Here is a 24,973-nt window from a genome sequence, read left to right as displayed (position 1 = left end):
CTTGAATGAATGTGCGAATGCTTTAAGGCGTCGGCCCGAAAGGGCAAGCGCCGGCTGGGGCAAGGCGGACGCGGCCCGAAGGGAAAATCGGCAGACACCATGAAGCGCGAAACAGTCAACGCGATCCGCACTGTGCTCGAAGAGGTGATACCGCCCTTCCTTCGCGATTCGGGCGCGATGCGCTGGCTCTTTCGTCGCCATTGGGGCCCGCTCGTCGACGATATCGAGCGTTTCCGAGAGCGCATCCCGTTCGTGACCGCCGAGGAATATCGCTCGATCTACGAGCGTATGCCACGCGTGCAGGACGAAACCGACAATTCGGAAGCGTGCCTCAAGCGGATCGTCGACGCGATCGAGGGCGAGACCGTGCTCGATGTCGGCTGCGGAACGGGCTATCTGCTCGACTGGCTCAAGCAGCGCCGGCCCGCACTTAAACTTACGGGCACCGATTTCATCATCGAGGAGGGCACACGCAGCCGTCATCCCGAGATCCGTTTTGTCGAGGGGCATGTCGAGCGGCTGCCTTTCGATGACAATGCGTTCGATACGGTGATCTGCACGCACGTTCTCGAGCACATCCTCGAATTCCGCACCGCGCTTGCCGAGCTGCGTCGTGTGGCTGCGAAGCGGCTGATCATCGTCGTGCCGCAGGAACGCGAGTACCGCTTCACCTTCAACCCGCACCTCCATTTCTTCCCCTATCCGCACAGCTTCCTGCGCTACGTGACCCCGATCCCGGAGGGTCACGTGATCGAGAGTGTGGGGCGGGATATCTTCTACTTCGAGGATGTTGGCTGAGGCATGATCGCCGATCGGCTGAGGCCCGCCTGGAAGGGGCTGACGCGCCTTCTGGGTGCCTTCGGTATCTATGGACTGATCATGTGGCCCTTAGCGGGGTGGCTCGCTTATGATCTGATTGCGGCCGAACTTGCCAATCTCGACGGGATACGGATCAATGCGTCGACAGTGATCGGCCGCGATTTCGTCAATATCTGGCATGGCGGTGCTGAGGTGCTCAGATCGGGCGCAGCGGGGATCTACGACCGCCCCGAATACCGGCGCACGCTTGAGGCGGCGATTGGCGCGCGCGGCATCTATGCCTATTCCTATCCGCCGCACATGCTGCTCTTTTCCGTGCCATTCGGACTGCTGGGCTATGTGCCGGCGCTCATTCTCTGGCAGCTTGGCGGACTGATATTGCTCTGGCACGCAGCCCGACCCTGGTTGAGAGATGTCGAGCTGCCGGGTGTGGCCGTGCTGTTGCTATCGGGTACGATCGTCAATCTGTGGGCCGCGCATTTCGGGTTCCTGACCAGCGCGCTAGCGCTCTACGGGTGGCGCGCAGCGGGATCGAATGCGAGGATAGCCGGATTGAGTTTCGCGCTGATGAGCGTCAAGCCTCATATGGGCATCCTGGTGCCGGTCATTCTCGCCATGAAGCGTGATGTCGCGACGATGTTCTGGGCCACGCTTGGTGTCCTGGCGCTCGCCCTGCTTTCCGTCTGCGCCTTCGGGATTTCTGCCTGGCAGACATGGCTCGGCTCGACGCTCGCCTTCCAGGCGAGCCTGATGGCCGACGCGCCCGGCCGCGAGTTCATCTTCATGATGCCGACCGTCGGTCGCGCGCTGCAGGCGTTGACCGGTGATGCCGCATTGATTGCGCTCGGCCAGTTGATCTCCGCACTCTTTGCGATCGGCGTGGTGGTCTGGGCGTGGCGGCGCAACGTCGGCATACGCGATCTCGGGCTCCTATCCTTCGCCGCGACCGCGCTGATCCTCCCTTATTTCTTCAATTACGACCTGATTGCCTTCTCACTCGTCGCACTGATATGCGCGGTGCGCTGGAGGCTTGGCTGGTATGCGCCCGAGCGGCTCGTATATGGCGCCGCTTTTCTTGTTCCTCTGGCCCAGGCGCCGCTGGCGCATATGGGGATATGGCTGTCACCGCTCGCGATCGCAGCGCTTCTGGCCAGTGCAGGCTGGCGGATGGGGCGCGACGCGGATAGGGAGGCGACATGATCCGTGTGCCCAAGACCATGATCGGCCAGATCGCCGCCTATGCCGTAGGCGGCGGGGCGATGACGGCCTTCCATTCAGTCCTTTACTGGGTGATGGCGGAGCTGGCCGCGATCGATCCCTATCTTGCCAATACGTTGTCGACGGTCGTTGTCGGAGCAACGGGCTACGCGCTTCACAGTCGCTGGACCTTCGGCCACACCAATCAGAGCGGGGGCGGGCTCAAAGTGCAGGGGCGTTACGTGATCGTCTCGTTGCTCTGCTTTCTGCTCAACAGCTTCTGGGTCTGGCTGTTCGTCGGCCGGCTCGACTTGTCGGTCACGCTCTCGATCGTGCCGATGGTGCTCATCACGCCGTGGCTCGCATTTGTCCTCAACCGCTTCTGGACATTTGCGCGCTGATAGTGACCACGAGGCAAGTCGCGGCGGCGATCCAGCTAGGACTAGCATTTTAGGCGCGCATTAAGGGCACCTGTGTCACACGTCGCAAGCCGCTTATCTGAACCAGAAACGGGTTTTGGGTTTATGGAACGCATCATCTACGACCGCATGGCCGAGCACGACAGCTGCCATTGGTGGTATCTGGCGCGACGGCGCATTCTTGCCAAGCTAATAGCGTCTCGTATTTCGCTGCCGTCCGATGCTCGCATTCTCGAAATTGGCTGCGGCACAGGACACAATCTCGCGATGCTCGGCCAGTTCGGGCGCGTGGACGCGATCGAGATTGATCCTGCTGCCCGCGCCGTTGCTGCGCAGCGTCTGGGTCGGCCGGTAGCCGATGCCTGCCTGCCTGCACTCGACGGCATCGCGGCCGAGAGCTACGATCTGATCGCCATCCTCGACGTTCTCGAGCATGTCGAGAAGGATCGCGAGGCGCTAAGCGCGATTGCGGCGCGACTGCGGCCGGGAGGCCGGATTTTGATCACCGTGCCCGCATTTCCCTCGATGTGGAGCGGCCATGACACAGCAAACCACCATTTTCGACGCTATACGCGGCGAACGCTCAGCTTAGTGGTCGCAGACGCGGGGCTCAGCCTCGATATGCTAAGTTGGTTCAATAGCCTGTTGTTCCCGCTGGCGGTCGGGGCACGGCTTTTTGCCAAGGCGATCGGCCGCGAGGGAAGTGACGACGTACTGCCGCCGGCGCCCGTCAATCGGCTCTTCGAGGCGATCTTCGGGCTGGAGCGTCACCTCATTGCGCGGATGCCCCTGCCGCCGGGGCTTTCGTTGGTAGCCGTCGTGTCGGTCAGAGGAGCGATATGACCGAGGGCAGCGCGCCCACTCGCCCGGCCGACGATATCGGCAACGATGTACAGCGGACGGCGCTTCGATTCGACATACAGTCGTCCGATGTATTCGCCGATCATCCCAAGCACGAACATCTGTACAGAACCTAGCGTGACGACGACCAGCATCAGTGATGTCCAGCCTTCAATTGCTCTGCCCGAAAGCCAACCGTAGGCGACATAGAGTATGATCAGCAGTGATGCGGCAGCGAGCCCCAGCCCCACATAGCTGGCGAAGCGGAGCGGCGCGGTCGAGAATCCCGTTATCGCGTCGAGCGCGAAGCGCATCATTTTGGCCAAGGGATATTTGGTTTCACCCGCTAGGCGTTCGGCGCGGTCATAGCAAAACGGCACCTGTCGAAATCCGATCCACGCCACCATTCCGCGAACGAAACGTGCCTGTTCGGGAAGCGCCAGCAGCGCATCGAGCGCCCTCCGGCTCATCAGGCGAAAATCGCCAGCGTCGAGCGGAATCGGCGTGTCCGTTACGCGGGAAAGTGCCCGGTAGAACAGCGCAGCCGTCGCCTTTTTAAAGAAGGTTTCGCCGGCCCGTTTTCGGCGTACGGCGTAGACGATATCGGCCTGCTCCGCACGCATTGTTTCGAGCATTTCGCCGATCAATTCGGGAGGGTCTTGCAGGTCAGCATCGATGATCAGGATGCGCGCTCCGGAGCACAGGTCGAGCCCGGCCGTCAACGCGAGCTGGTGACCGTGATTGCGCGAAAGATTGATGGCGAGCACTTTTGGATCCTGGGCTGCGAGCTTTTCCATCACTTTCCAGCTCTCGTCGCGGGACCCGTCGTTGACGAGCACGATCTCGTAATTCTCGCCCGCCACCGCGCTAGCCGCGGCAGACACGCGACGATGCAGCTCGCCCAGACAACCCTCCTCGTTGTAGCAGGGGATGACAATCGACAGATACGGCTTGCTCATGGCTGGTCGTCCTTGGCTCCGTTGGCGAAAGCGGTGTTGGCCCTCTGAGGAATGCGAAACAGGGCTGAGTTTCCATCTCGCCAAATCATCTCAAGACCGTCGAGCTTGGTTCGGTCGAATGGCGGCGGATTGATCAACCAGAGATAGTCGAATGCGCTTCTGGGAAGCCTGTCCAGCGCATCGTTCAATGTGAGCCAGGCCTCGTGCTTGCAGGCTTCGCGCGACGTCAGTTGGGATGGATCGCGCGAGAACCATCCGGCCTCTTGGTGTCGAGTGCCCAGAAGCTGTGCGCCGGGCATAATCCATTGATCGTTCGCGTACGCACCCCGCCGCACAAGTGCAAGGGAAGGCAGGTGCTCCATTTTGGTCAGCCCCCAATAAGGGAAATTGCATGTGGTGCCGACGAAGGAAACGAGCCGGGCATGTTCCGGGATATGCGGCACGGCGGCCAGCTCGCGGTCATAGTCTCTGTCGTAGAGCCAGAAGCTGATCGTTGTTGCGGTCGTCCGCACCAGGAAAAAGGCAAGTGCGCCGACAGCAACCAGCTGCAAGTGTCTCTGCTGGCAGGCCGGCGCGAAACGAATCGCAAGCAACGCGACCGCCATCACAAACGGCGCCAGCCGCATATCGGCATAGGCCGAGCCGATCAGAACACGCGGAAGGAATACATAGGCAGCGAGAAGAAGCAGCGCGCCGATACCGATCGTGCGGGAAAATCCGGTTTCGCGGTCGCGCGCCGCAGCATAAACGGTAACTGCAAGAACAGCGACCGAAAACAGGTCAAGGATACGCCACCGATCAAGCAGCATCATGGCGAAATAACCGATTTTTGCCGGCCAGTTGAACCAGTCTCCCGTACTGCCCGTCACTTCCCCTGAGCGCCACATGAGCATCAGCAGGAGTGGCGGCGCCAAAGGAAGGCAATTGAGGCTGCCGTGGAATGCGGCGTCAGTCCATCTCTTGCCTTCGCCGCGAAGGCGCGTGAGTTCAGCGGCGAATACGAGCAGGCCCAGCACGCCCCAGCCAAAGACATGCGTTGTCCAGATGATCACCGAGAGGGGCACGAAAATGCAGTTGCGGACCGCCAGGCGGCGTGCACGCGTCAGCTTCAGCCACAGCGCGAAGGCCAGAAATGTGAGGGCCATCGACAGAGCGAAGTTGATGAAGCCGAACTGGAAAGGATAGCCGTACGCGAGCGGCAGCGCGAGCGCGGCGGTTGGCGGCAATCGGCCATGCACCTCCTGCGCGATCAGCAGGAAGCCCGTCACGGTTAATGGCGGGATGGCCATCACGATCAGTTTTACAGCCAGCTCAAGTCCGAAGAGCTTGGCGAGCGGAATAACCAGCAGATCGACGCCGAGATTGCCGATCAATCGCCATTGGAAGTCGTAAAATTGCTGGAGCCCGGGCGAGGAAGCAAGGTCGAGTTCAACCCGGTAGCGACCCATATGGCCGGGAAGGTCCGCCAATGGCGGGATATCGGGCCAAAGCAAGGGGACGGCGGACAGCAGGATGAGCGCGACCGCGTATGATCGCGCTTCCCACCACGGCTCTGCCCCCCCCGAACGTTCATCAGCCCTCGCGCCGTCCTAACAGTCTAAGCCGTAGCGCGTTAAGCTTAATAAACCCTTCAGCATCGCGCTGGTCGTAGGCGCCCTGATCGTCCTCGAAGGTCACGACCTTCTCCGAATAGAGCGAATAGGGCGATTTGCGGCCGATGATGTGCGCCGCGCCCTTGTAGAGCTTCATGCGGACGGTGCCCGTCACCTTGTCCTGGCTGTGGTCGATCGCGGCCTGGAGCATCTCGCGCTCGGGGCTGAACCAGAAGCCGTTGTAGATGAGCTCGGCGTAGCGCGGCATGAGCTCGTCCTTGAGGTGCGCGGCGCCGCGGTCGAGCGTGATTTGCTCGATGCCGCGGTGCGCGACATGCAGGATCGTGCCGCCGGGGGTTTCGTACATGCCGCGGCTCTTCATGCCAACGAAACGGTTCTCGAGCAGGTCGAGCCGGCCGATGCCGTGCGTGCGGCCGAGCTCGTTGAGCTTTGCAAGCAGGCTTGCGGGGCTCAGCCCCTCGCCATTGACCGCGACCGCATCGCCGCGCTCGAAATCGATGGTGATGATCTCGGGGCTGTCGGGCGCGTCCTCGGGATTGACGGTGCGCGAGAAGACATAGTCGGGCACCTCCTCCCACGGATCCTCGAGCACCTTGCCCTCGGACGAGGTGTGGAGAAGGTTGGCGTCGGTCGAGAAGGGGCTTTCGCCGCGCTTGTCCTTGGGCACCGGGATCTGGTGCTTCTCAGCGAACTCGATCAGCGCGGTGCGGCTGGTGAGGTCCCACTCGCGCCAGGGCGCTATCACCTTGATGTCGGGGTTCAGCGCGTAATAGCCGAGCTCGAAGCGGACCTGGTCGTTGCCCTTGCCCGTCGCGCCATGGCTGACCGCATCGGCGCCGACCTGTCTGGCGATCTCGATCTGGCGCTTGGCGATCAGCGGACGCGCGATCGAGGTGCCGAGCAGGTAGCAGCCCTCATAAAGCGCGTTGGCGCGCATCATTGGGAAGACATAGTCCTTGACGAATTCCTCGCGCAGATCGTCGATAAAGATGTGTTCGGGCTTGATACCCATGAGCTGCGCCTTGGCGCGCGCGGGCTCGAGCTCCTCGCCCTGGCCGAGATCGGCGGTGAAGGTGACCACCTCGCAACTATAGGTCTGCTGCAGCCATTTCAGGATCACGCTGGTGTCGAGCCCGCCCGAATAGGCGAGCACAACGCGGTTGATCTTGTCGCTCATCTCATGATCCTTGAAATTGCTTGCGCGTTGGGGAGTCGCGTGCGCGGTTATGCGCTATCGCCCCAAGGTGCAACATCTGTGATGGCGTCGCCGTGACAGGAGGACCCCGTATGGCCGAGATCAAGACGAAAGCGACCATAGCGAGCGTCGCGCAGTTCCTCGGTCGCGTCGAGCCCGAAACGAAGCGCGAAGATGCGAAGCAGATCGCGGCGATGATGCAAAGGCTTTCAGGCTATGAGCCCGTCATGTGGGGTCCGAGCATAGTTGGCTTCGGCAGCTATCACTACCGCTATGACAGTGGGCATGAGGGCGACATGGCCCGCATCGGCTTCTCCCCGCGCAAGGACGCGCTGACTCTGTACGTCGTGGATAGCTTCGATCAGTACGCCGACCTCATGGCGCGGCTGGGCAAGTACAAGACCGGCAAGTGCTGCCTGTATGTGAAGAAGCTCGCCGACATCGATCTTGCCGTGCTTGAGGAGCTGATCATCGCCTCGCTCGCCTGTATGGATCGCAAATATCCGCGCTGAGACGTTGGCTTCGCGCGACGGGCTGCGGAACCCGTGGATATGCGGCACAAGCCAGACGTTCTTTGGGCAGGTGGCGCACCTGATGCGCGCCAACTCAGGAGGAAGTCATGAAACGCTCCCTGTTTGCCGCGTTCGCCATTCTTGCGATCGGCGGCACTGCCCATGCGGGCGATATGTGGAAGACCGCCGACACCGACGCCGACGGCCGGATCACGCGCGCCGAATATGACGCGTCGGTCACCGCGGGCTGGACAAAGAAGGATGCCAATGCCGATGGCCAGCTCAGCGCGAGCGAAGCCATGGCCAAGGCCGGCGATGCGAAATGGAAAGCCGCCGACGCCGACGGCAACGGATCGCTGTCCCAGACCGAATATATGGCGATGAAGAGCGGATGGTTCGCCAAGGCCGACGCCAACAAGGACGGATCGCTCAGCAAGGCTGAGGGCGATCTGGCGATGGCCAGCAAATAGGCAAAGGCACCAGGGCCTGCCGGCATGCCGGCGGGCCGCCAGTTTCACGTCGCTTCGACCTCGCGGCGAAAGGCGCGGATGATATTGGCGGCAAAGGCGCGCAGCGTGGCCTCGTCGGCCCCGTCGCGTGCCGCCGCTGACATGCCCGCCATCGCAATCGCGACGAACTGCGACAGCTCTTCGGCGCGATCGCGGTACTCGGTCGCGATGAACGCGCGAATCGCGTCGCGACCGGCCTGTTTCGCGGCGGCGGTCAGCGCGCGCGCCTCGGGATCGGTCGTGTTGCGCGTGCCATCAAGCACAAGGCAGCCTGCTACACCGTCATGCTCGGGGTAGGTTTGCGCCGCGAGCATCAGTGTTCGCTCAATCACCTCGATCACGCTGCCCTTCGGTTCGCTCGCAATCGAGAAAATATTGGCGTCGCTGTTGTAATAACGCTCCAGCGCCTCGGCGAAGAGGCCGGCCTTGTTGCCAAATGCCGCATAAAAGCTGGGTGGCCTGATGCCAAGTTCGGTGCCCAGCTCAGCCACCCCAACGGCATCATAACCACGCGCATGGAACAGCCGCATTGCCGTCTCGACCGCATTTTCCTTGTCAAATGCGCGCGGTCGGCCACGCGCGCGCGTCTGTTGTGTAGTGGGCACTAAAAAACTCCTTGACGCTCATTCGTGATTAAATATATAGCACTCACTACATTAACTCAAGGGAGTTCCCCATGACCGATTTCACAGGCAAGAATATCCTCGTTCTGGGCGGTAGTCGGGGCATCGGCGCGGCGATTGTTCGCCGGCTCGCGGAGCAAGGCGGCAAGGTCGCCTTCACCTATGCAGGATCGAAGGAAGCCGCCGAAGCGCTCGCCACCGAAACGGGCGCCGAGGCGATCCGCACCGACAGCGCTGATCGTGATGCGCTCATCGCCACGGTGGCGAGCCGGGGCGCGCTCGACGTGCTCGTCGTAAATGCCGGCACCGCGGTGCTCGGCGACCCGCTCGTACTTGAAGCCGACGTTATTGACGCAATGATCGACGTCAATGTCCGCGCGCCCTATCACGCAGCAGTCGAAGCCGCGCGCAAGATGAACGACAATGGCCGCATCATCGTGATCGGTTCGGTGAACGGGGATGTCATGCCGTTTCCCGGGGGCGCGGCCTACGCACTCACCAAATCGGCGGTGCAGGGCATGGTGCGTGGACTGGCGCGCGACTTCGGAGCGCGCGGCATCACCGTCAACAGCATCCAGCCGGGCCCGGTCGATACCGACATGAATCCCGCCAATGGTCCCCTGGCCGAAACCATGCACAGCTTCATGGCGATCAAGCGTCACATCCACGCGGACGAGATCGCCGAGCTTACAGCCTATGTCGCGGGCCCGCACGGCGCGATGATGACCGGGGCCATGCACACCATCGATGGCGGCTTTGGCGCCTGACCACGCTCATATCTTACGCGCGACTCGTTGTTCGTCCTTCGCGATATAGTCGCGGGTGATGGACAGCGTGTCGCGGCGTTTGGCGTACTGGATCTGGTAATTGCCCATGCCGCCATATTCGAATGTCGAGATCGCGCCCGCCAGATAGAATTGCCACATGCGAAAAAAGCGCTCGTCATAGAGCGCTACAATCTTTTCGCGGTTCTCGGTCGTGCGCCTGTACCAGTGATGGATGGTCAGTGCGTAGTGGAGGCGCAGCGTCTCGACATCGGTCGCGATCAGGCGGTTCTTCTCGCTCGCCGCGATGACTTCGCTGAGTGCCGGGATATATCCTCCGGGAAAGATATATTTGCGCGTGAAGGCGTCCGTGGTGCCCGGGCCGCCGAAGCGTCCGATCGTATGGAGCAGCATCACCCCGTCATCGGTCATCAGGTTGCGGCACTGGCGGAAGAATTCGCGGTAGTGCGGGGGGCCGACATGTTCGAACATGCCGACCGAGACGATTCGGTCGAACTGCCCCTCCAGATTGCGATAGTCGATCAGCTCGAACTTCACGCGATCCGATACACCCGCGGTGGTGGCGCGATCGCGCGCGGTCTTGAGCTGCTCTTCGGAGAGCGTGATGCCGAGCACATCGACGTCGAAATGCCGGTTGAGATAGAGAGCCATCCCACCCCAGCCACAGCCGATGTCGAGCACGCGCTGCCCGGGCTTCAGATGAAGCTTGGCCGCGATATGCGCCTTCTTGTCCTCCTGCGCCTGTTCGAGGCTGTTGGCGGGATCGGTGAAATAGGCGCAGCTATACTGCATGTCCTCATCGAGAAAGAGTTCGTAGAGCGCGTTGCCGAGATCATAGTGATGCGCGACGTTGCGCTTCGAGCGGCCTTCCCAGTTGAGCCGGGAGAGGCGGCTCTGGGTTTTGCTGAATGCGCGCCGCACGGGGTTCTTGATCGACAGCTTGCCGCCGCGCTCCCACGGGCTGTTGCTACGGATCAGCGTGATCAGGTCGAAAATATCGCCCTTCTCGACGATCAGCCGGCCGTCCATGAAGGTTTCAGCGGCGCCCAGTCGGGGGTGTCGGACGATATAGCTGGCGACGCCGCTATCCGCGAAGCGGATCGCGACATCAGCAAACCCGATATCGGGCACGCCGAAGGTCTTCTGGTTTCCGAGATGGTCGGTGAGCGTCAGCGTGCCGCGTTTCACGAGCCGCTGTAGAAAGCTGTCGATCAGAGCCATGGCGTCTCCCTACGCTTTGCTCCCCCTTTTCAAGGGGTAAGGCGAGGGACGCTCAGGTCAAGTCTATATGCCTGCATACCATTCGTAATCGACGCGATCCTCCCAGTAACCACCCTTGCCGAGCCCAATACCGTCGAGGGTCGCCACCGCCTCGATCGCCTGGACATATTTGGCGTGCTTGTAGCCGAGCTGGCGCTCGACGCGCAGCCTGAGCGGCGCGCCGTTGCGTATGGGGAGCAGCGCGTCGTTCAATGCCCAGGCCATGATCGTCTGCGGATGGAGCGCGTCGATCAGGTCGATCGATTCATAATAGGGAGCGCCGCCGATCTGGTCGGCGCAGCGAAATACAACGAAGCGCGCGCGATCGCTCAGTCCCGCCTGGTCGAGCAGCAGCGATAGCGGCACACCCGTCCATTTGCCGATCGCGCTCCAGCCCTCGACACAGTCGTGCCGCGTGATCTGGCTGCGCTTCGGCATCGAGCGGATCTGCGCCATCGAAAGCGTCAGCGGACGCGCAACGAGGCCCGAGACGCGCACGCGCCAGTTGGCGAAGCCCGCCGCGGCGTGTTCGGGATAGCCGCCCGTGCCCGGGTTCTGCGAACCATTGCCGCGGAAGAATGGCGAAATGTCGGAAGCGGAAAATTCGCGCGCCAAGGCGTTGCGGTCGGTGAGCAGGCGCTGCGCATGCCGGTTCATCGCCTCGCCGCAGGAGAGGATCTTGCGAAAGGCGGGACTCTCGCCGAGCCTGTCGCAACCGCTGAGCAATCCGCCCGCTCCTATGGCGAGCCCGCCCCCGATCAGGCCGCGGCGCGTGAGGAGCCGGCTCATCGGCGAAGCTCCCGTCCGGTGATCATGGCGCCGATTCCGCGGATCGGCCCGGCGAGCAGCACCAGCAGCAGGTGCACGGCGATGAAGCCTGCAATCATTGCGGCGATGATGAAATGGATCGAGCGCGCGGACTGGCGCCCGCCGAAAATATCGATCAGCCAGGGCCAGGCGGCGTTCATGCCCGGCGACATGGCAAGCCCGGTGAAGATCAGCAGCGGCAGCAGCGCGAAGATGACGAGGATATAGCTCGCCTTTTGCAGCAGGTTGTACCGCGGTCCGTGGTCGAAGCGGAGCCGCAGATGGTTGGCAGTGTCGCGCCACAATGCGCGTGGGCTGAGTTCGTCGCGCGTGAAGCTGAGATCGCGCGCCACATGCCGGTTCCAGAAGGCGCGGACCATGAAGCACAGCAGTCCGAACGCGAACAGCCAGGCGAAGGTCAGGTGCCAGCGTCGCGCAAGCGCGAGATTGTATGTCGACGGGATCGTCGCCCAGTGCGGAAAGGCGCGGCGTTGCGCGACGCCATTGGCATCGTTCCAGCGCCCGAGCACGCCCGTCGTGTCCCATCGCCGGTTGCCGATCTTGAGATAACCCTGCGTCTCGTCGGATCCTATCTGGAGCCACGCGCGATCGAAGTTCGCGCCAGACTGCCCCCAATAGAGCCGCGGATGCGCATTGAAGATCATCAACCCGCTCATCAGCAGCACGAAGACTGCCAATGCATTGGACCAGTGCCAGATGCGCGTCGAGAGGCGATGCCGGAGCGCGAGCGGACGCCCGGGACCCGTTCCGATTTTGTCAACCGCACTCGCCATCATCGCCTCCGGCAAGAAGCGTCACACCGAGCCGGTTGGATGTAAAGGGGTGAGCGGCGGCACGAAAAAGGGCGACCCCGACGGGGCCGCCCTTCGCTTGCCTTGTTGATCCGCTGGATCAGAAAGCCGCGCCGAGGCCGATCCCGGCGAAGTTGACGTTCGAGCCTTCGTTGAGCGTCATGCGATACTCGATCTTGCCATAAAAGCTCTTGCCGAACTTGTGCTGATAGCCGGCGCCGATGAACGCGGCGTCGCTGTCGTCGGTGAAGCCATAGCCGCCGAGCGCATAGAGCTTGCCAGCGTCGCCGATCTTCGCACCTGCGCGCACGCCGAGGCCGAAAAGCACGTCTGCGCCGTCGACCAGAACCTTGTCGGCCGAGGCTTCGAGGCCGATAAACGCCTTCTCGCCAAGATCGAAATCATAGCCGCCTGCAACGCCGGCAAATGCCTCGGAATCGCCGCCGGCCCAGGCAATGCCGCCGCGGGCTTCAACGCGTGCTTCACCCTGGGCGAGAGCGGGCGTGGCAACGGTGGCCGCTGCAACGGCAGCGACGATGGCAATCTTACGCATATTATTGTTTTCCCTGAATATCCGTACGAACTGTACTTTGTTTTCACGCAACTGATGTTGCGACGCAGCACGTATTTTCGTGTACGATTTGTTTCAAGTTTTATGATGCTATTGTAGCGGCGGAAGTTTGTTCGCTGTTACATATGCGCAACAGTTTGGGCCGTTGCGGAACGGCTGCCTGCTTTGCTTCTTCGTCAGCTATAGGCGCGCCAGAAGAAGACGATCGTGATCGCGGCGGTGGCGAGGATCGTGACTGCGCGGATCGCGGAGGGTGGCAGGATCCGGCCGAGCAAGGCGCCGAGATAGCCGCCGACAATCGCACCGATCAGCATCGGTACCGCGAAGCGCCATGTGACCATTGCGCAGGCAATGAAGATGATCGTGGCGGCGGTGTTGGCAATCGCGAGCATCAGCGTGCGGGGGGCGGCGAGCCGATGCGGCTCGGCCCTGGAAAGCAGTCCCCAGGCGGCCATCATCATCAGGCCGACGCCGCCCCCGAAATAACCGCCATAAATGCCCAGCGCGAACTGAACGGTGACAAGCGCCGCGGGCGCGATGGTGACGTGGCGATGCAGCACCTCCGACGCTCGCTTGCCAAAGGCGAGCACGATCGTTGCGAGCAGCAGCAGCCATGGAATGAGGATGTCGAAGGTGCGCGTCGGCGTGGCCACGAGCAGCAGGCTGCCAATCAGCCCGCCGATGAAGGTGATGACGACGAGAGCGCGTACCGAGAGCCCGCTCAACGGGGCGAGCCCGTCGCGATAGGCCCAGGCGCTCACCATCGCGCCGGGCTGGAGCGATACGTTGCTGGTCGCGTTGGCGATCGGCGAGGGCAGGCCCAGCGCGATCAGCGCCGGCATGGTCGCGAAGGTGCCGCCTCCGGCGAGCGCGTTCATGGCGCCGCCCAGAAGCCCCGCACCCGCCGCCAGTGCCAGCCCCGCCGGGCCGGCGATATCAGCCAAGCGCCGCCTGCTTTTCCTCAGCGAGCTGGTCGAGCTCCGCGCGACTCTTCTTTTCCGACGCGGTCTTGAGCTGACCGCAGGCGGCGTCGATGTCGCGGCCGCGCGGGGTACGCACGGGCGCCGAAATACCCGCCTCGAACACGATATTGCTGAATGCCCGGATCCGTTCGGGCGTGGAGCATTCATAAGTGGCACCGGGCCAAGGATTGAAGGGAATCAGGTTGACCTTGGCGGGCAGCTTGAACTTCCTGATCAGCCGCACAAGTTCGCGCGCATCCTCGTCGCTGTCGTTCTTGTCCCTGAGCATGACGTACTCGAAGGTGATGCGCCGTGCATTGTTGGCGCCCGGATAGTCGGCGCAGGCCTGTAGCAGTTCCTCGATGCCGTATTTGCGGTTGAGGGGAACGATCTCGTCACGCACCTCCTTGGTCACCGCATGGAGCGAGACCGCGAGGTTGACCCCGATCTCCTCGCCCGCGCGCGCCATCATCGGCACGACGCCCGAGGTGGAGAGCGTGATGCGGCGCTTGGACAGCGCAAGCCCGTCGCCGTCCATCACGAGCTTGAGCGCGTCGCGGACATTCTCGAAATTGTAGAGCGGCTCGCCCATCCCCATCATCACGATGTTGGTGAGCAGGCGCCCATCGGGCTGGCTCGGCCATTCGCCCAGCGAATCGCGCGCGAGCATCACCTGTCCGACAATCTCGCCCGCGGTCAGGTTACGCACCAGCCGCATCGTGCCCGTGTGGCAGAAACGGCAGTTGAGCGTGCAGCCGACCTGCGACGAGACGCAGAGCGTTCCCCGATCCGCGTCGGGGATGAAGACCATCTCATAATCCTGACCGTCGTCCGAACGCAGCAGCCATTTGCGCGTACCGTCGGTCGAGACCTGCGCCTCCACCACCTGCGGCCGCCCGATCACGAAGCGCTCGGCGAGCCAGGGGTGCATGGTCTTGGCGATATCGGTCATCCGCGCGAAATCGGTCGCGCCGCGATTATAGATCCAGTGCCAGAGCTGCTTGGCGCGGAGCTTGGCCTGTTTGGGCTCCATGCCTTTCTCGATCAGATAGCCGCGGATCTCGTCCTTGGGTAGGCCGATCAGATCGATGCGTCCGTCCTTGCGCGGCGTGATGGCGCGCGGCACGGGCACAGGGTCTATGTGGCCGGGAATCGGCATTGTTATGGTCTGTGGGGCGTTCATACCGCGCCACATAGTGCAAAAGTGGCGATTTTGCTAGCGCCGCGCGCAACCCAGAGCCGCGGCGTCGATCGCGGTGGCCGCGCCGCGCAGCCGATATGTGTCGCGAAAGCTGCGACCTTGCGAGTCGCGGCTCTCAACCGCCATGTCCTGCGCGCTGCGCATAGCGGCGACGATGGCGGCGTCGGCGCGCGCGTCGGTCGCCCAGGCATCGGCCCCGCCTGACGCCAGCGCAAAGCGCCGTTCGCCTACGCGCAACGTAGCAGTCGCCTCAGTCGCGCGCTCGCGGCTCATGCGGATATGGATCTGGCCGCGGACGCCCTGTCCCGGCCAGTGCGATACGCTGGCAAAGGCGCGCCAGTTCTGGTTCGAGGATTTGCGTACGGGCTCGGCGATTGCATAGCAGCGCTGGGGCTGGTCGTCGCGAAACGCGCCCCAGCTTTCGAAGGTGCCGAGCGAGATGCGCGCGGCGATCGCTGGCGTCGCCAGCAGCGCGAGTCCAAGCAGCGCCGCGACTGCCCTCATACGGGAGCGTGTCCCGTGCCCGAGCGGATCACGGTCTCGCGCCCGTTCTCGATCATCACCATAGATCCTTGGGGCAGTCCCTCGGCCACGGGCGCGCGATGGTCGGGGCGGGTCGTGCCGCCGGTCAGCATACCGCGCAGAACGCGGCTCGAAATCCCGTGCATCAGGATCAGCCGGTCGCCCGGCTCGCCGCTCGTATCGTCGAGCCAGTCCTGCAGCCGCGCGGCGATATCGTCATACCACTCTCCGCCGGGAGCACGCTGGCTGAAAAGCCCTGTGTGCATATCGAGGATCGGCCCCACGTCCTTCATGACGTCATGATAATAGCGCCCGCCCCAATCGCCCATGCCGATTTCGGCGAGCCGCGTATCGGTGCGCGCGGCGTGCCAGTCGAGATCGAGGTGTTCGGTGATGACCGCCAATGTCTGGAGTGCGCGGCCGGTGTCCGATGCCCACAATGTCAACGCCGGCCTGAGGCCGAGATAGTCGCGCAGCGTCACGCCCATCGCATCTGCCTGCGCGAAGCCCGCACGGGTCAGTGGCGTGTGCGCGTGCGCGCCCTGCAGCCGACCCGCGGCGTTGAAAACCGTCTCCCCATGTCGCGCGATGAAGTAGCGCCCCGATCCGTTCATCCCGTGTCCATTCCCCGATTGTTGCAGAGTTGCAACACAATTTGCCTTTTTCCCATGGTTTATGTGAGGTTCAGGCAGCGACTGCCATTTGCACGCCGTCCCCCGTTTCCGGGGATACGCAGTAAATGGAGTTTTGTATGCGTACTCTCGTTCTGGCCACGCTGCTCGCCACCGTCGCCGCCACCCCCGCCATCGCCCAGGATGCCGCGCCCTTCACCGGCCCGCGCGTCGAAGCATTGGTCGGCTGGGATCGCGTCCAGGCCGACGGGCACGACGACGATATCGGCTATGGTATCGCCGCTGGCTATGACGCACAGATCGGCCGCGCCGTCATTGGCGGCGAAGTCGAATATTCGGATTCCAGCAACAAGACCTGCGCCGGCGCGGAGACCGTCGCTGACCCGCGTCTTTGCCTGAAGGCCGGCCGCGATCTCTATGTCGGCGGCCGCGTCGGCACCACGGTCGGCGCCAACACGCTGCTTTATGCCAAGGCCGGCTATACCAACGCCGATGCCAAGTTCACTTCGGACGACGGCACCGACGAGGTCACGCTTGCCAAGCAGCATCTCGACGGTGTTCGCGTGGGCGCGGGCGTCGAGCAGAAGCTCGGCGGCAAGGCCTATGTGAAGGGCGAGTATCGCTACTCGAACTATGAGCAGGGCGTCGAGCGCCACCAGGTGCTTGGCGGTGTCGGTATCCGCTTCTGACGAAGTGCCGATAATACGGTGCCGGGTCCGATATCCCTTATATCGGTCCGGCCTCGCTTCGCCGCTCTGCACGTTTTCGGGTCACCGAATAGGACAGCATGATTCCGGGCCGTGCCGGGACGACGAAAAAGAACGGGTCGGAGCCGCTTGCTCCGGCCCTTTTTCTTGTTAAGGATGCAGGGTGAACCAATGGGGGTGCGGCCGTGCCCCGTTCAACCAGATCCAAGAGTCCCCGGGGGTTAGGACATGAAGGCGACGATCGAACGCGCAACGCTCTTGAAGAGCCTCAGCCACGTGCAATCGGTGGTCGAGCGGCGCAACACCATCCCCATCCTCTCCAACGTTCTGCTCGAGGCGAGCGCCGACGGCGCGATTCGGCTGATGGCAACCGATCTTGATCTCCAGATCGTCGAGAGCGTTTCGGCCGCGGTGGATCAGGCGGGCGCGACCACCGTCTCGGCGCACACGCTGTTCGACATCGCACGCAAGCTGCCCGAGGGAAGCCAGGTCGAGCTCGCGGCGTCCGAAGGCAAGATGCAGATCAATGCCGGCCGCGCACGCTTCAACCTCGCGACACTGCCGCGCGATGACTTCCCCGTGATCGCCGAAGGTGAGCTGCCGACGCGCTTCGAATTGCCCGCGCAGACGCTCCGCCAGATCATCGACAAGACGCGGTTTGCGATCTCGACCGAAGAGACGCGCTATTATCTGAACGGCATCTTCTGGCACGTTTCGGACGAGGCGCAGCCCGTGCTCAAGGCTGCGGCGACCGATGGCCACCGTCTCGCGCGCGTCACCGTGCCGCGCCCAGACGGCGCCGAGGGCATGCCCGATGTGATCATTCCGCGCAAATGCGTTGCCGAACTGCGCAAGCTGCTCGACGAAGTCGACGGCTCGGTCGAGGTTTCGCTGTCGCCGACCAAGATCCGTTTCGGGTTGGGCACCGCAGTGCTTACGTCCAAGCTGATCGACGGCACCTTCCCCGACTACAGCCGCGTGATCCCGACGGGCAACGACAAGATGCTCAAGATCGACCCGCGCAGCTTCGAGGAAGGCGTCGACCGCGTTGCCACGATCGCCACCGAAAAGACGCGTGCTGTGAAGATGGCGCTGGAGCGCGACAAAATCACGCTTTCGGTCACAAGTCCCGAGAACGGCACCGCGGCTGAGGAAGTGCCCGGAGAGTACGTCTCCGAGGGCTTCGAAATCGGCTTCAACGCGCGCTATCTGCTCGACATCCTCGGCCAGATCGAGGGCGATGCGGTCGAGGTCCATCTCGCCGACGCTGCCGCCCCCACGCTGATTCGCGAGAACGACAAGGCGCCGGCGCTCTACGTGCTGATGCCGATGCGCGTCTGAAGGCTCAACCGATCAGACCCTAGCTCCGTGGCGCGGCCGGCGCCTTGCAGCCGCGCTGCGCGCCCATGCCTTTCAGGAACGCGCGCCGCGCAAGCCCTGCATAGACCGCGTGATTGTAGCGTTGCTCGGCCTTGTTGGCGCCGGAGACTTCACGGATCAGCCCGCGTCCCGGTATGAAGCCGAAGGCGACGTCCTTGGCGGTGCTGATCGCCTTGGCGTCCGTGCTGGGACCTGACGCAGGGGGCTCGTCGAAGTCGGGGCCCAATGCGCCGTCGAGTTCGGTCACCGCGCTCGCGATCGCCTGACAGCTTTGCGTGCCGCTGCGCGAATAGGGATTGTCGCCGATCCGCGAGAGTGCTGCCGGGATCTTCTTGCCCTGGATATTGGTGTCCTCGAGCGGATCGGTGACGATCGACTTTGCCGCGTCTTCCGCAGTCTGGGGCTTGCTAGGCGGTGTTTGCGCAGCCGCAGGCAACGCGAGCGCGGCTATGCCGAGCGGCAGAAGGAGCGGACAAAGGAACCGGAGGGACGAAGGATCGTGCGGCATGGCTTGTCCTTTCGATGGGGAGGAACATAATGCCACGGCTTTTGCCACAATCGCAATGATCTGCAGCGGATTTCGCCGGCATTTGAGCCGCGCCATGCCTTGTTCTAGAAGGCCCGCGTGCCACTGAACCGCCTCGCCCTGACCGATTTCCGCTCATATGCTGACGTGTTGCTCGCGCCGGGGCCGGGTTTCGTCGTGCTCACCGGAGAAAATGGTGCGGGAAAGACCAACATATTGGAGGCCGTATCGCTCCTCGCCCCCGGGCGCGGGCTGCGACGTGCGGTGCTGTCCGAAATGGCGCGAGACGGCGGCGCGGGCGGCTTTGCGGTCGCGGCGCGCCTCGGCGACGTCGATCTCGGCACGGGCACGGTGTCCGAGGCGCCCGAGCGACGGCTGGTGCGCGTGAACGGCGCGCAGGCGGCCGCGAGCGCGCTCGCCGAGTGGCTCTCGATCCTCTGGCTCACACCAGCGATGGACCGGCTGTTCACCGAGGGAGCTGGCGGAAGGCGGCGTTTCCTCGATCGGCTGGTTCTGGCGCTCCATCCCGGCCATGCGGTCCACACCACGCGCTACGACGCCGCGATGCGCGCGCGTAACAAGCTTCTGGCCGAAGCCACCCGGCCCGATGCCGACTGGCTGGCCGCACTCGAGGCGCAGATGGCCGAGCATGGCATCGCGGTTGCCGAGGCGCGCAGCGATACGGTGGCCGCGCTTGCCGCATCGATCGCCGATGCGCCCGAAAGCGTCTTCGCCCGGGCGGGCCTCGCGCTCGAAGGCTGGCAGCCGCAGGATCGTGAGGCCTTCGCGCGCGAGCTGGCGGAAGGGCGCGCGCGCGACGCGGCGGTGACACGCACGCTTGCCGGACCGCACCGCAGCGATCTTCAGGTCATGCATCTTGGTAAGGCGCAGGCTGCGGAGCGCTGCTCCACCGGCGAGCAGAAGGCTCTGCTGCTCGGCATCGTGCTCGCGCATGCCGATCTTGTCGCGGGGCGGATGATGCGGCGCCCGATCCTGTTGCTCGACGAGGTGGCGGCGCATCTCGACCCCTCGCGACGCGCGGCGCTTTTCGAGCGCCTGGCGCTTGCGGGTGGACAAGTCTGGATGACGGGAACCGAGGACGCGCTTTTCGACGCGATTCCAGAGAGTTCAAGCCGCTTCAAAATCATGGCGGGACGCATTATATGAGCGTCATTCCCCGGTAACCGGAACGCCACTTTTGCTTGGGTTTTGCCCGGCGCTTCGCTATGGACCAACGATGAGTAACGATCCCGCACAGAACCCCAATTCCAACGAATATGGCGCCGATTCGATCAAGGTCCTCAAGGGCCTCGACGCCGTGCGCAAGCGGCCGGGCATGTATATCGGCGACACCGACGACGGTTCGGGCCTCCACCACATGGTGTTTGAGGTTTCGGACAACGCGATCGACGAAGCGCTGGCGGGGCATTGCGACCTCATCCTGATCACGCTCAACCCCGATGGATCTGTTTCGGTCGAAGATAATGGCCGCGGTATTCCTACGGGAATCCACGCCGAGGAAGGCGTTTCCGCGGCAGAGGTCATCATGACCCAGCTCCATGCCGGCGGGAAGTTCGAGAACACGTCGGACGACAACGCCTACAAGGTCTCAGGCGGCCTCCACGGTGTCGGCGTTTCGGTGGTGAACGCGCTTTCGGAATGGCTCGATCTTACGATCTGGCGCGACGGCGAGGAGCATTACATGCGCTTCGCTTTCGGCGACGCGGTCGCGCCCTTGAAGGTGGTCGGGCCGGCCAATGGCAAGAAGGGAACCAGGGTCACCTTCTTTCCTTCGCCCGCAACGTTCAAGATCACCGAGTTCGATTTCGAGAAGCTCGAGCACCGCTACCGCGAACTCGCCTTCCTCAATTCGGGCGTGCGCCTGCTGCTGACCGATGCACGGCACGAGGACAAGGTCGAGCACGAGCTCTATTATGAGGGCGGCATCGCCGCGTTCGTGAAGTATCTCGACCGCGCGAAGACCCCGCTTTTCCCCGAGCCGATCGCGATCACCGGACAGCGCGACGATATCGGCATCGATGTCGCGCTCGAATGGAATGACAGCTATTACGAAAACGTCCTCTGCTTCACCAACAACATTCCACAGCGCGACGGCGGTACCCACCTCGCGGCCTTCCGCGCTGCGCTGACGCGGACGCTCAACAACTATGCCGAGAAATCGGGGTTGCTGAAGAAGGAAAAGGTCTCGCTCACCGGCGATGACATGCGCGAGGGGCTCACCGCAATCGTCTCGGTCAAGCTGCCCGATCCCAAGTTCAGCTCGCAGACCAAGGACAAGCTCGTCTCGTCTGAGGTGCGCCAGCCTCTTGAAAGCCTGCTCGCCGACAAGATGGCCGAATGGCTCGAGGAAAATCCGGCAAATGCGCGGTCGATCGTCGCCAAGATCATCGACGCCGCCGCCGCCCGCGAGGCAGCCAAGCGTGCGCGCGAGCTGACGCGCCGCAAGGGCGTGATGGATATCGCCTCGCTCCCCGGCAAGCTGGCGGATTGCCAGGAACGCGATCCCAGCAAGTGCGAACTCTTTCTAGTCGAGGGTGATTCGGCAGGCGGTTCCGCCAAGCAGGGACGCGATCGCAACATTCAGGCGATCCTGCCGCTCAAGGGCAAGATCCTGAACGTGGAGCGCGCGCGCTTCGACCGCATGCTTTCGTCCAAGGAAATCGGCACACTCATCCAGGCGATGGGCACGGGCATCGGCCGCGACGACTTCAATCTGGAAAAGCTGCGCTACCACAAGATCGTCATCATGACCGACGCGGACGTCGACGGCGCGCATATCCGCACGCTGCTGCTGACCTTCTTCTACCGGCAGATGCCCCAGATCATCGAGGCGGGGCACCTCTATATCGCGCAGCCGCCGCTTTACAAGGTCGCGCGCGGCCGCAGCGAGGTTTACGTCAAGGACGACGCCGCGCTCGACGATTATCTGGTCGATGCGGGCATCGGCGCGATGGTGCTTGAGGCATCGGGCGGCGCACGCGCGGGTGAGGATCTGCGCGGGCTCGTCGAGCATGCGCGCCGCATGCGCACGCTGATGCGCTACGTCCCGCGCCGCTACGACTCCGCGATAATCGAAGCACTTGCGCTCGCGGGCGCGCTTGCACCCGATCTGCCCGAACAGAGCCGCGAACAGGCGATCACCAAGGTCGCGAAATGGCTCGAAGCGTCGGACAAGGAGGCGCGCTGGAGCGCGCGGCTGAGCCGCGGCGGCTATGATCTCGAGCGGTTGTGGCGTGGCGTGACCGATCACCACCATATCGAGGCCGCGTTCCTCGGCAGTGCCGAGGCGCGCAAGCTCCATGCGCTCGCAAGCGAGCAGATCGAAGCCTATGCCGGCGTTTCGCGGCTGGTCGCGCAGTCGAAGACCACTCAGCCCGTTCCGGAGACCGTCGAAGGGGAGGACGATCTGCCCGCGCCGATCGCCGACGCCAAGGGCACGCAGGTCAGCCGCCCTTCCGAACTGCTCGACGCGATTCTCGCCTCGGGCCGCAAGGGCTTGTCCATCCAGCGTTACAAGGGTCTCGGCGAGATGAATGCCGAACAGCTCTGGGAAACGACACTCGATCCGCAGAACCGATCGTTGCTGAGGGTCGAGGTGGCGCAGGCCGACGTCGCCGACGAGATCTTCACGCGCCTGATGGGCGACGTCGTCGAACCCCGCCGCGAATTCATCCAGGAGAACGCGCTCAGCGTCGCGAACCTCGACGTGTAGCGCCTGGTCTGTAGAGAACCATCCTACAGTTAGAAGGCGAGCCCATGCCTGATTGGATATGTCATCCATATCCAGCCTATAAGACTATGATGTAAGGCCGTGGATCAGATCCGACCTCGCTCGGAGCGGCTGCGCCGGTTACAACCGGGCGTTCCGAGTGAGTTCGACCGCAGTCTCAGGGAAGCACCGCGCATGGCTGCGAAGCAGGGCTTCGGCAGAAAGCGGCCAGGGCGATCCGACCGCACCGCGTCTCCCCGACCCAGCTTCGGGGTCCGCGAAGCCGTGGCCCTGACGGTCGGCGTCGTGGTCGGCGCGGGGATCTACCGGACGCCACCACTTGTTGCCGCACAATCGCCGGATGGCGAGGCGATGATGCTCACCTGGCTGCTCGGCGGCGTGATCTCGATGATTGGCGCATTGTGCTACGCGGAGCTGGCTTCGACCTTTCCGCATGCCGGGGGTGAATATCATTTTCTCCGCCGCGCCTTCGGGCGCCGATTCGCCTTCCTCTACGGCTGGTCGAGGCTGACGATCATCCAGACCGGGTCACTGGCGTTGCTCGCCTATGTCTACGGCGATTACGCCTCCGAGATCCTCCCGCTTGGGCGTCATTCGGCTTCGATCCATGCCGCAGCAGCGGTTGCCGCGATCACCGCGATCAACTGGGCCGGCGTGACACATGGATGCCGCACCCAACTCTGGTTGACAGCGCTCGAACTGCTCGGGCTGGGGCTGGTGATCGTCGCGGGGCTATTGATTGCCCCGAAGGCCGTGGCGGCAGCACCGCCCCCGGGCGAGACCTCGCTCGGACTCGTGCTGGTGTTCGTTCTCCTGACCTATGGGGGCTGGAGCGAGTCCGCCTATCTCTCGGCCGAGCTGCGCGAAGCGCGGCGGCGCATCATGCCCGTGCTTATCGGCAGCCTTGCCCTGATCATGGCGATCTACCTGCTGGTAAACCTCGCCTATCTGCGTGCGCTGGGGCTCGCCGGCACCGCCGGATCACACGCGGTGGCGGCCGATCTGTTGCGACGGGCCTGGGGTCCTGACGCAGCGGCGGCCATCAGCGTCGCCGTCGCCGTAGCCGCGCTCACATCGGCGAACGCGACAGCATTCACCGGCGCACGTTCGGCCTTTGCACTTGGCCGGGACTTTCCGCGCCTTGCCTTTCTCGGTCGCTGGCGGTCGGAAAAAGGCACGCCAGCCAACGCACTGCTCGTTCAGGGCGGCGCTGCGCTGCTGTTGGTCGGGTTCGGGGCTTTCGCGCGAGACGGCTTCCGGCTGGCGGTCGAATATACGGCGCCGGCCTTCTGGCTCTTCTTTCTGGCGGTTGGGCTGGCCCTGTTCGTGCTCAGGCGACGCGAACCCGAGATCGAGCGGCCATTCCGGGTTCCGCTCTACCCCGCCATACCCGCACTTTTCTGCCTCACAAGCGCTTATCTCCTATATTCAAGCCTTGCCTATACGGGCGTCGGCGCCCTTGTCGGTGCGGTCGTCGTGGCTGCTGGTGCGCTGATGCTTCTGTTCATCGATCGTCGATCAGTCCCGCTGGAGAACGCATCATGAAACGGCTCGAGGCGCTGTTCGCCATCCTTTTTCTCGCCGTCACACCGCTATCCCCGACTAAGGCTCCTGCCGCCGGAGAGCCGGAGCAGGAACGGCGCTTCGCCGCAGAACGCGCGCGGCTCGTGGACTCGATCAGCAACTATGGGCGTCCGATTGGCGAAAGCGCCAACCCCGCAGTGCTCGCCGCTATGCGCGCGGTACCACGGCACCTGTTCGTTCCGCCTGACCGGCGGGCTGAAGCCTATCGGAACTATCCGCTGCCGATCGGCGAGGGTCAGACGATCTCGCAGCCGTCTCTGATCGCGCTGATGACCCACCTGCTCCGCCCGAAAAAGGGAGAGGTCGTGCTGGAGGTCGGAACTGGCTCGGGCTATCAGGCGGCAATACTCTCGCGTCTTGTCGGCCGGGTGTATTCGATCGAGATCGTCGAGCCTCTGGCGCGACAGGCGGCGGCGACGCTCACCCGCCTGGGCTATGCCAATGTCGCCGTCAGGCATGGCGACGGCTATGCCGGATGGCCCGGGCATGCACCGTTCGACGGTATCATCGTCACCGCCGGCGCACCGCATATTCCCAAACCGCTTGTGGATCAGTTGAAGCCGGGCGGGCGAATGGTGATTCCTGTTGGACCATCGCATTCCACCCAGCGGCTGATGCTGATCACCAAGGACGCACGCGGCAAGGTGGTCGAGCGATTCATCATCGCGGTGCGCTTTGTGCCGCTCACGCGCAAGATACGGGGTTGAAACTGAGACACGCCAAGGCCTGGTGCGCGGTTCATTGGCACTCTCGCCCAGAGAGTGCTAAACAACCTTTTCAGCAGCAC

General features: G+C 63.4%; 26 protein-coding genes. 13 read left to right on the top strand and 13 right to left on the bottom strand.

The genetic code is table 11. The features are described from left to right. Positions 1-99: 99 nt before the first annotated feature. The 4 genes from D3876_RS05175 to D3876_RS05160 all read left to right on the top strand — a co-directional run bounded on the left by D3876_RS05175 (position 100) and on the right by D3876_RS05160 (position 3,278). Positions 100-798 (top strand): class I SAM-dependent methyltransferase, encoded by a 699-nt coding sequence (locus D3876_RS05175; RefSeq protein ID WP_119761065.1) that lies wholly within the window; start codon positions 100-102, stop codon positions 796-798. Positions 799-801: 3 nt separating this feature from the next. Further along, entirely contained in the window at positions 802-2,019 is a 1,218-nt protein-coding gene (locus D3876_RS05170; RefSeq protein ID WP_119760080.1) for a glycosyltransferase family 87 protein, read from the top strand. After that, positions 2,016-2,417 (top strand): GtrA family protein, encoded by a 402-nt coding sequence (locus D3876_RS05165; RefSeq protein ID WP_119760079.1) that lies wholly within the window; start codon positions 2,016-2,018, stop codon positions 2,415-2,417. Before D3876_RS05170 ends, D3876_RS05165 begins: the two co-directional genes overlap by 4 nt. A gap of 123 nt (positions 2,418-2,540) precedes the next feature. Continuing rightward, the gene (locus D3876_RS05160; RefSeq protein WP_119760077.1) at positions 2,541-3,278 is read left to right on the top strand and encodes a class I SAM-dependent methyltransferase; all 738 of its coding nucleotides are present in this window, start codon (positions 2,541-2,543) and stop codon (positions 3,276-3,278) included. Here the strand turns inward: D3876_RS05160 and D3876_RS05155 are convergent. The 3 genes from D3876_RS05155 to D3876_RS05145 form a co-directional block, all read right to left on the bottom strand. Then, positions 3,203-4,234, bottom strand: coding sequence for a glycosyltransferase family 2 protein (locus D3876_RS05155; RefSeq protein WP_119760075.1), 1,032 nt, complete (start codon positions 4,232-4,234; stop codon positions 3,203-3,205). The two genes, D3876_RS05160 and D3876_RS05155, sit on opposite strands and share 76 nt — an antisense overlap. Beyond that, the gene (locus D3876_RS05150; protein WP_182911880.1) at positions 4,231-5,703 is read right to left on the bottom strand and encodes a hypothetical protein; all 1,473 of its coding nucleotides are present in this window, start codon (positions 5,701-5,703) and stop codon (positions 4,231-4,233) included. Before D3876_RS05150 ends, D3876_RS05155 begins: the two co-directional genes overlap by 4 nt. 103 nt (positions 5,704-5,806) lie before the next feature. Then, entirely contained in the window at positions 5,807-7,024 is a 1,218-nt protein-coding gene (locus tag D3876_RS05145) for an argininosuccinate synthase (protein WP_119760072.1), read from the bottom strand. A gap of 110 nt (positions 7,025-7,134) precedes the next feature. On the opposite strand from D3876_RS05145, the gene D3876_RS05140 reads away from it, so the two are divergent. Next, positions 7,135-7,554: a DUF1801 domain-containing protein gene (locus tag D3876_RS05140; protein ID WP_119760071.1), complete on the top strand. Its 420-nt coding sequence runs from the start codon at positions 7,135-7,137 to the stop codon at positions 7,552-7,554. A gap of 107 nt (positions 7,555-7,661) precedes the next feature. After that, on the top strand, positions 7,662-8,024 hold the full coding sequence (locus tag D3876_RS05135; protein ID WP_119760069.1) for an EF-hand domain-containing protein: 363 nt from the start codon (positions 7,662-7,664) through the stop codon (positions 8,022-8,024). Positions 8,025-8,068: 44 nt separating this feature from the next. Here D3876_RS05135 and D3876_RS05130 read toward each other — a convergent pair whose 3' ends face one another. Further along, positions 8,069-8,668 carry a TetR/AcrR family transcriptional regulator gene (locus D3876_RS05130; RefSeq protein ID WP_119760067.1) on the bottom strand — a complete coding sequence of 200 codons (600 nt, stop codon included), beginning with the start codon at positions 8,666-8,668 and terminating at the stop codon, positions 8,069-8,071. Between the two features lie 71 nt (positions 8,669-8,739). Here D3876_RS05130 and bdcA point away from each other — a divergent pair, with 71 nt between their 5' ends. Beyond that, a complete protein-coding gene (gene bdcA / locus D3876_RS05125) occupies positions 8,740-9,453 on the top strand; it encodes an SDR family oxidoreductase (protein WP_119760066.1) in 714 nt (237 codons plus the stop codon). A 6-nt stretch (positions 9,454-9,459) separates the two neighbouring features. Here the strand turns inward: bdcA and D3876_RS05120 are convergent, their stop codons facing one another. The 8 genes from D3876_RS05120 to D3876_RS05085 form a co-directional block, all read right to left on the bottom strand. Then, positions 9,460-10,692: an SAM-dependent methyltransferase gene (locus tag D3876_RS05120; RefSeq protein WP_119760064.1), complete on the bottom strand. Its 1,233-nt coding sequence runs from the start codon at positions 10,690-10,692 to the stop codon at positions 9,460-9,462. Positions 10,693-10,755: 63 nt separating this feature from the next. Continuing rightward, on the bottom strand, positions 10,756-11,520 hold the full coding sequence (locus D3876_RS05115) for a molybdopterin-dependent oxidoreductase (RefSeq protein ID WP_119760062.1): 765 nt from the start codon (positions 11,518-11,520) through the stop codon (positions 10,756-10,758). Then, complete coding sequence (locus D3876_RS05110) at positions 11,517-12,332, bottom strand: cytochrome b/b6 domain-containing protein (RefSeq protein WP_119761063.1); 816 nt, start codon at positions 12,330-12,332, stop codon at positions 11,517-11,519. The genes D3876_RS05115 and D3876_RS05110 overlap by 4 nt, the downstream gene beginning before the upstream one ends. A gap of 118 nt (positions 12,333-12,450) precedes the next feature. Beyond that, a complete protein-coding gene (locus D3876_RS05105) occupies positions 12,451-12,903 on the bottom strand; it encodes a hypothetical protein (protein ID WP_119760061.1) in 453 nt (150 codons plus the stop codon). A gap of 194 nt (positions 12,904-13,097) precedes the next feature. Beyond that, positions 13,098-13,865 (bottom strand): sulfite exporter TauE/SafE family protein, encoded by a 768-nt coding sequence (locus D3876_RS05100; protein WP_238475246.1) that lies wholly within the window; start codon positions 13,863-13,865, stop codon positions 13,098-13,100. Continuing rightward, the gene (gene rlmN, locus D3876_RS05095; RefSeq protein WP_238475245.1) at positions 13,858-15,042 is read right to left on the bottom strand and encodes a dual-specificity RNA methyltransferase RlmN; all 1,185 of its coding nucleotides are present in this window, start codon (positions 15,040-15,042) and stop codon (positions 13,858-13,860) included. The genes D3876_RS05100 and rlmN overlap by 8 nt, the downstream gene beginning before the upstream one ends. Positions 15,043-15,099: 57 nt before the next feature. Continuing rightward, positions 15,100-15,588, bottom strand: coding sequence for an invasion associated locus B family protein (locus tag D3876_RS05090; protein WP_119760057.1), 489 nt, complete (start codon positions 15,586-15,588; stop codon positions 15,100-15,102). After that, positions 15,585-16,220, bottom strand: a complete 636-nt coding sequence (locus D3876_RS05085) for a histidine phosphatase family protein (RefSeq protein ID WP_119760056.1) — start codon at positions 16,218-16,220, stop codon at positions 15,585-15,587. The genes D3876_RS05090 and D3876_RS05085 overlap by 4 nt, the downstream gene beginning before the upstream one ends. A 137-nt stretch (positions 16,221-16,357) precedes the next feature. Between D3876_RS05085 and D3876_RS05080 the strand changes: the two genes are divergently transcribed. Continuing rightward, on the top strand, positions 16,358-16,927 hold the full coding sequence (locus D3876_RS05080) for a porin family protein (protein WP_119760054.1): 570 nt from the start codon (positions 16,358-16,360) through the stop codon (positions 16,925-16,927). Between the two features lie 246 nt (positions 16,928-17,173). Next, positions 17,174-18,286 (top strand): DNA polymerase III subunit beta, encoded by a 1,113-nt coding sequence (gene dnaN, locus D3876_RS05075; RefSeq protein WP_119760053.1) that lies wholly within the window; start codon positions 17,174-17,176, stop codon positions 18,284-18,286. A 19-nt stretch (positions 18,287-18,305) separates the two neighbouring features. On the opposite strand, the gene D3876_RS05070 is transcribed toward dnaN, so the two are convergent. Beyond that, positions 18,306-18,833, bottom strand: a complete 528-nt coding sequence (locus D3876_RS05070; RefSeq protein WP_119760051.1) for a hypothetical protein — start codon at positions 18,831-18,833, stop codon at positions 18,306-18,308. A gap of 117 nt (positions 18,834-18,950) precedes the next feature. Here D3876_RS05070 and recF point away from each other — a divergent pair, with 117 nt between their 5' ends. From recF to D3876_RS05050, 4 genes are all read left to right on the top strand, one after another. Further along, on the top strand, positions 18,951-20,018 hold the full coding sequence (gene recF, locus D3876_RS05065) for a DNA replication/repair protein RecF (RefSeq protein WP_119760050.1): 1,068 nt from the start codon (positions 18,951-18,953) through the stop codon (positions 20,016-20,018). 70 nt (positions 20,019-20,088) lie between these two features. Further along, positions 20,089-22,584: a DNA topoisomerase (ATP-hydrolyzing) subunit B gene (gene gyrB, locus D3876_RS05060; protein WP_119760048.1), complete on the top strand. Its 2,496-nt coding sequence runs from the start codon at positions 20,089-20,091 to the stop codon at positions 22,582-22,584. Positions 22,585-22,776: 192 nt separating this feature from the next. Continuing rightward, positions 22,777-24,147, top strand: coding sequence for an APC family permease (locus D3876_RS05055; RefSeq protein ID WP_119760047.1), 1,371 nt, complete (start codon positions 22,777-22,779; stop codon positions 24,145-24,147). After that, complete coding sequence (locus tag D3876_RS05050) at positions 24,144-24,893, top strand: protein-L-isoaspartate(D-aspartate) O-methyltransferase (RefSeq protein ID WP_119760045.1); 750 nt, start codon at positions 24,144-24,146, stop codon at positions 24,891-24,893. Before D3876_RS05055 ends, D3876_RS05050 begins: the two co-directional genes overlap by 4 nt. Positions 24,894-24,973: the final 80 nt, after the last annotated feature.

It is taken from the genome of Sphingomonas cavernae (genome assembly GCF_003590775.1).
Taxonomy (GTDB): domain Bacteria; phylum Pseudomonadota; class Alphaproteobacteria; order Sphingomonadales; family Sphingomonadaceae; genus Sphingobium_A; species Sphingobium_A cavernae.
This window is presented reverse-complemented; position numbering and strand designations above follow the sequence as displayed.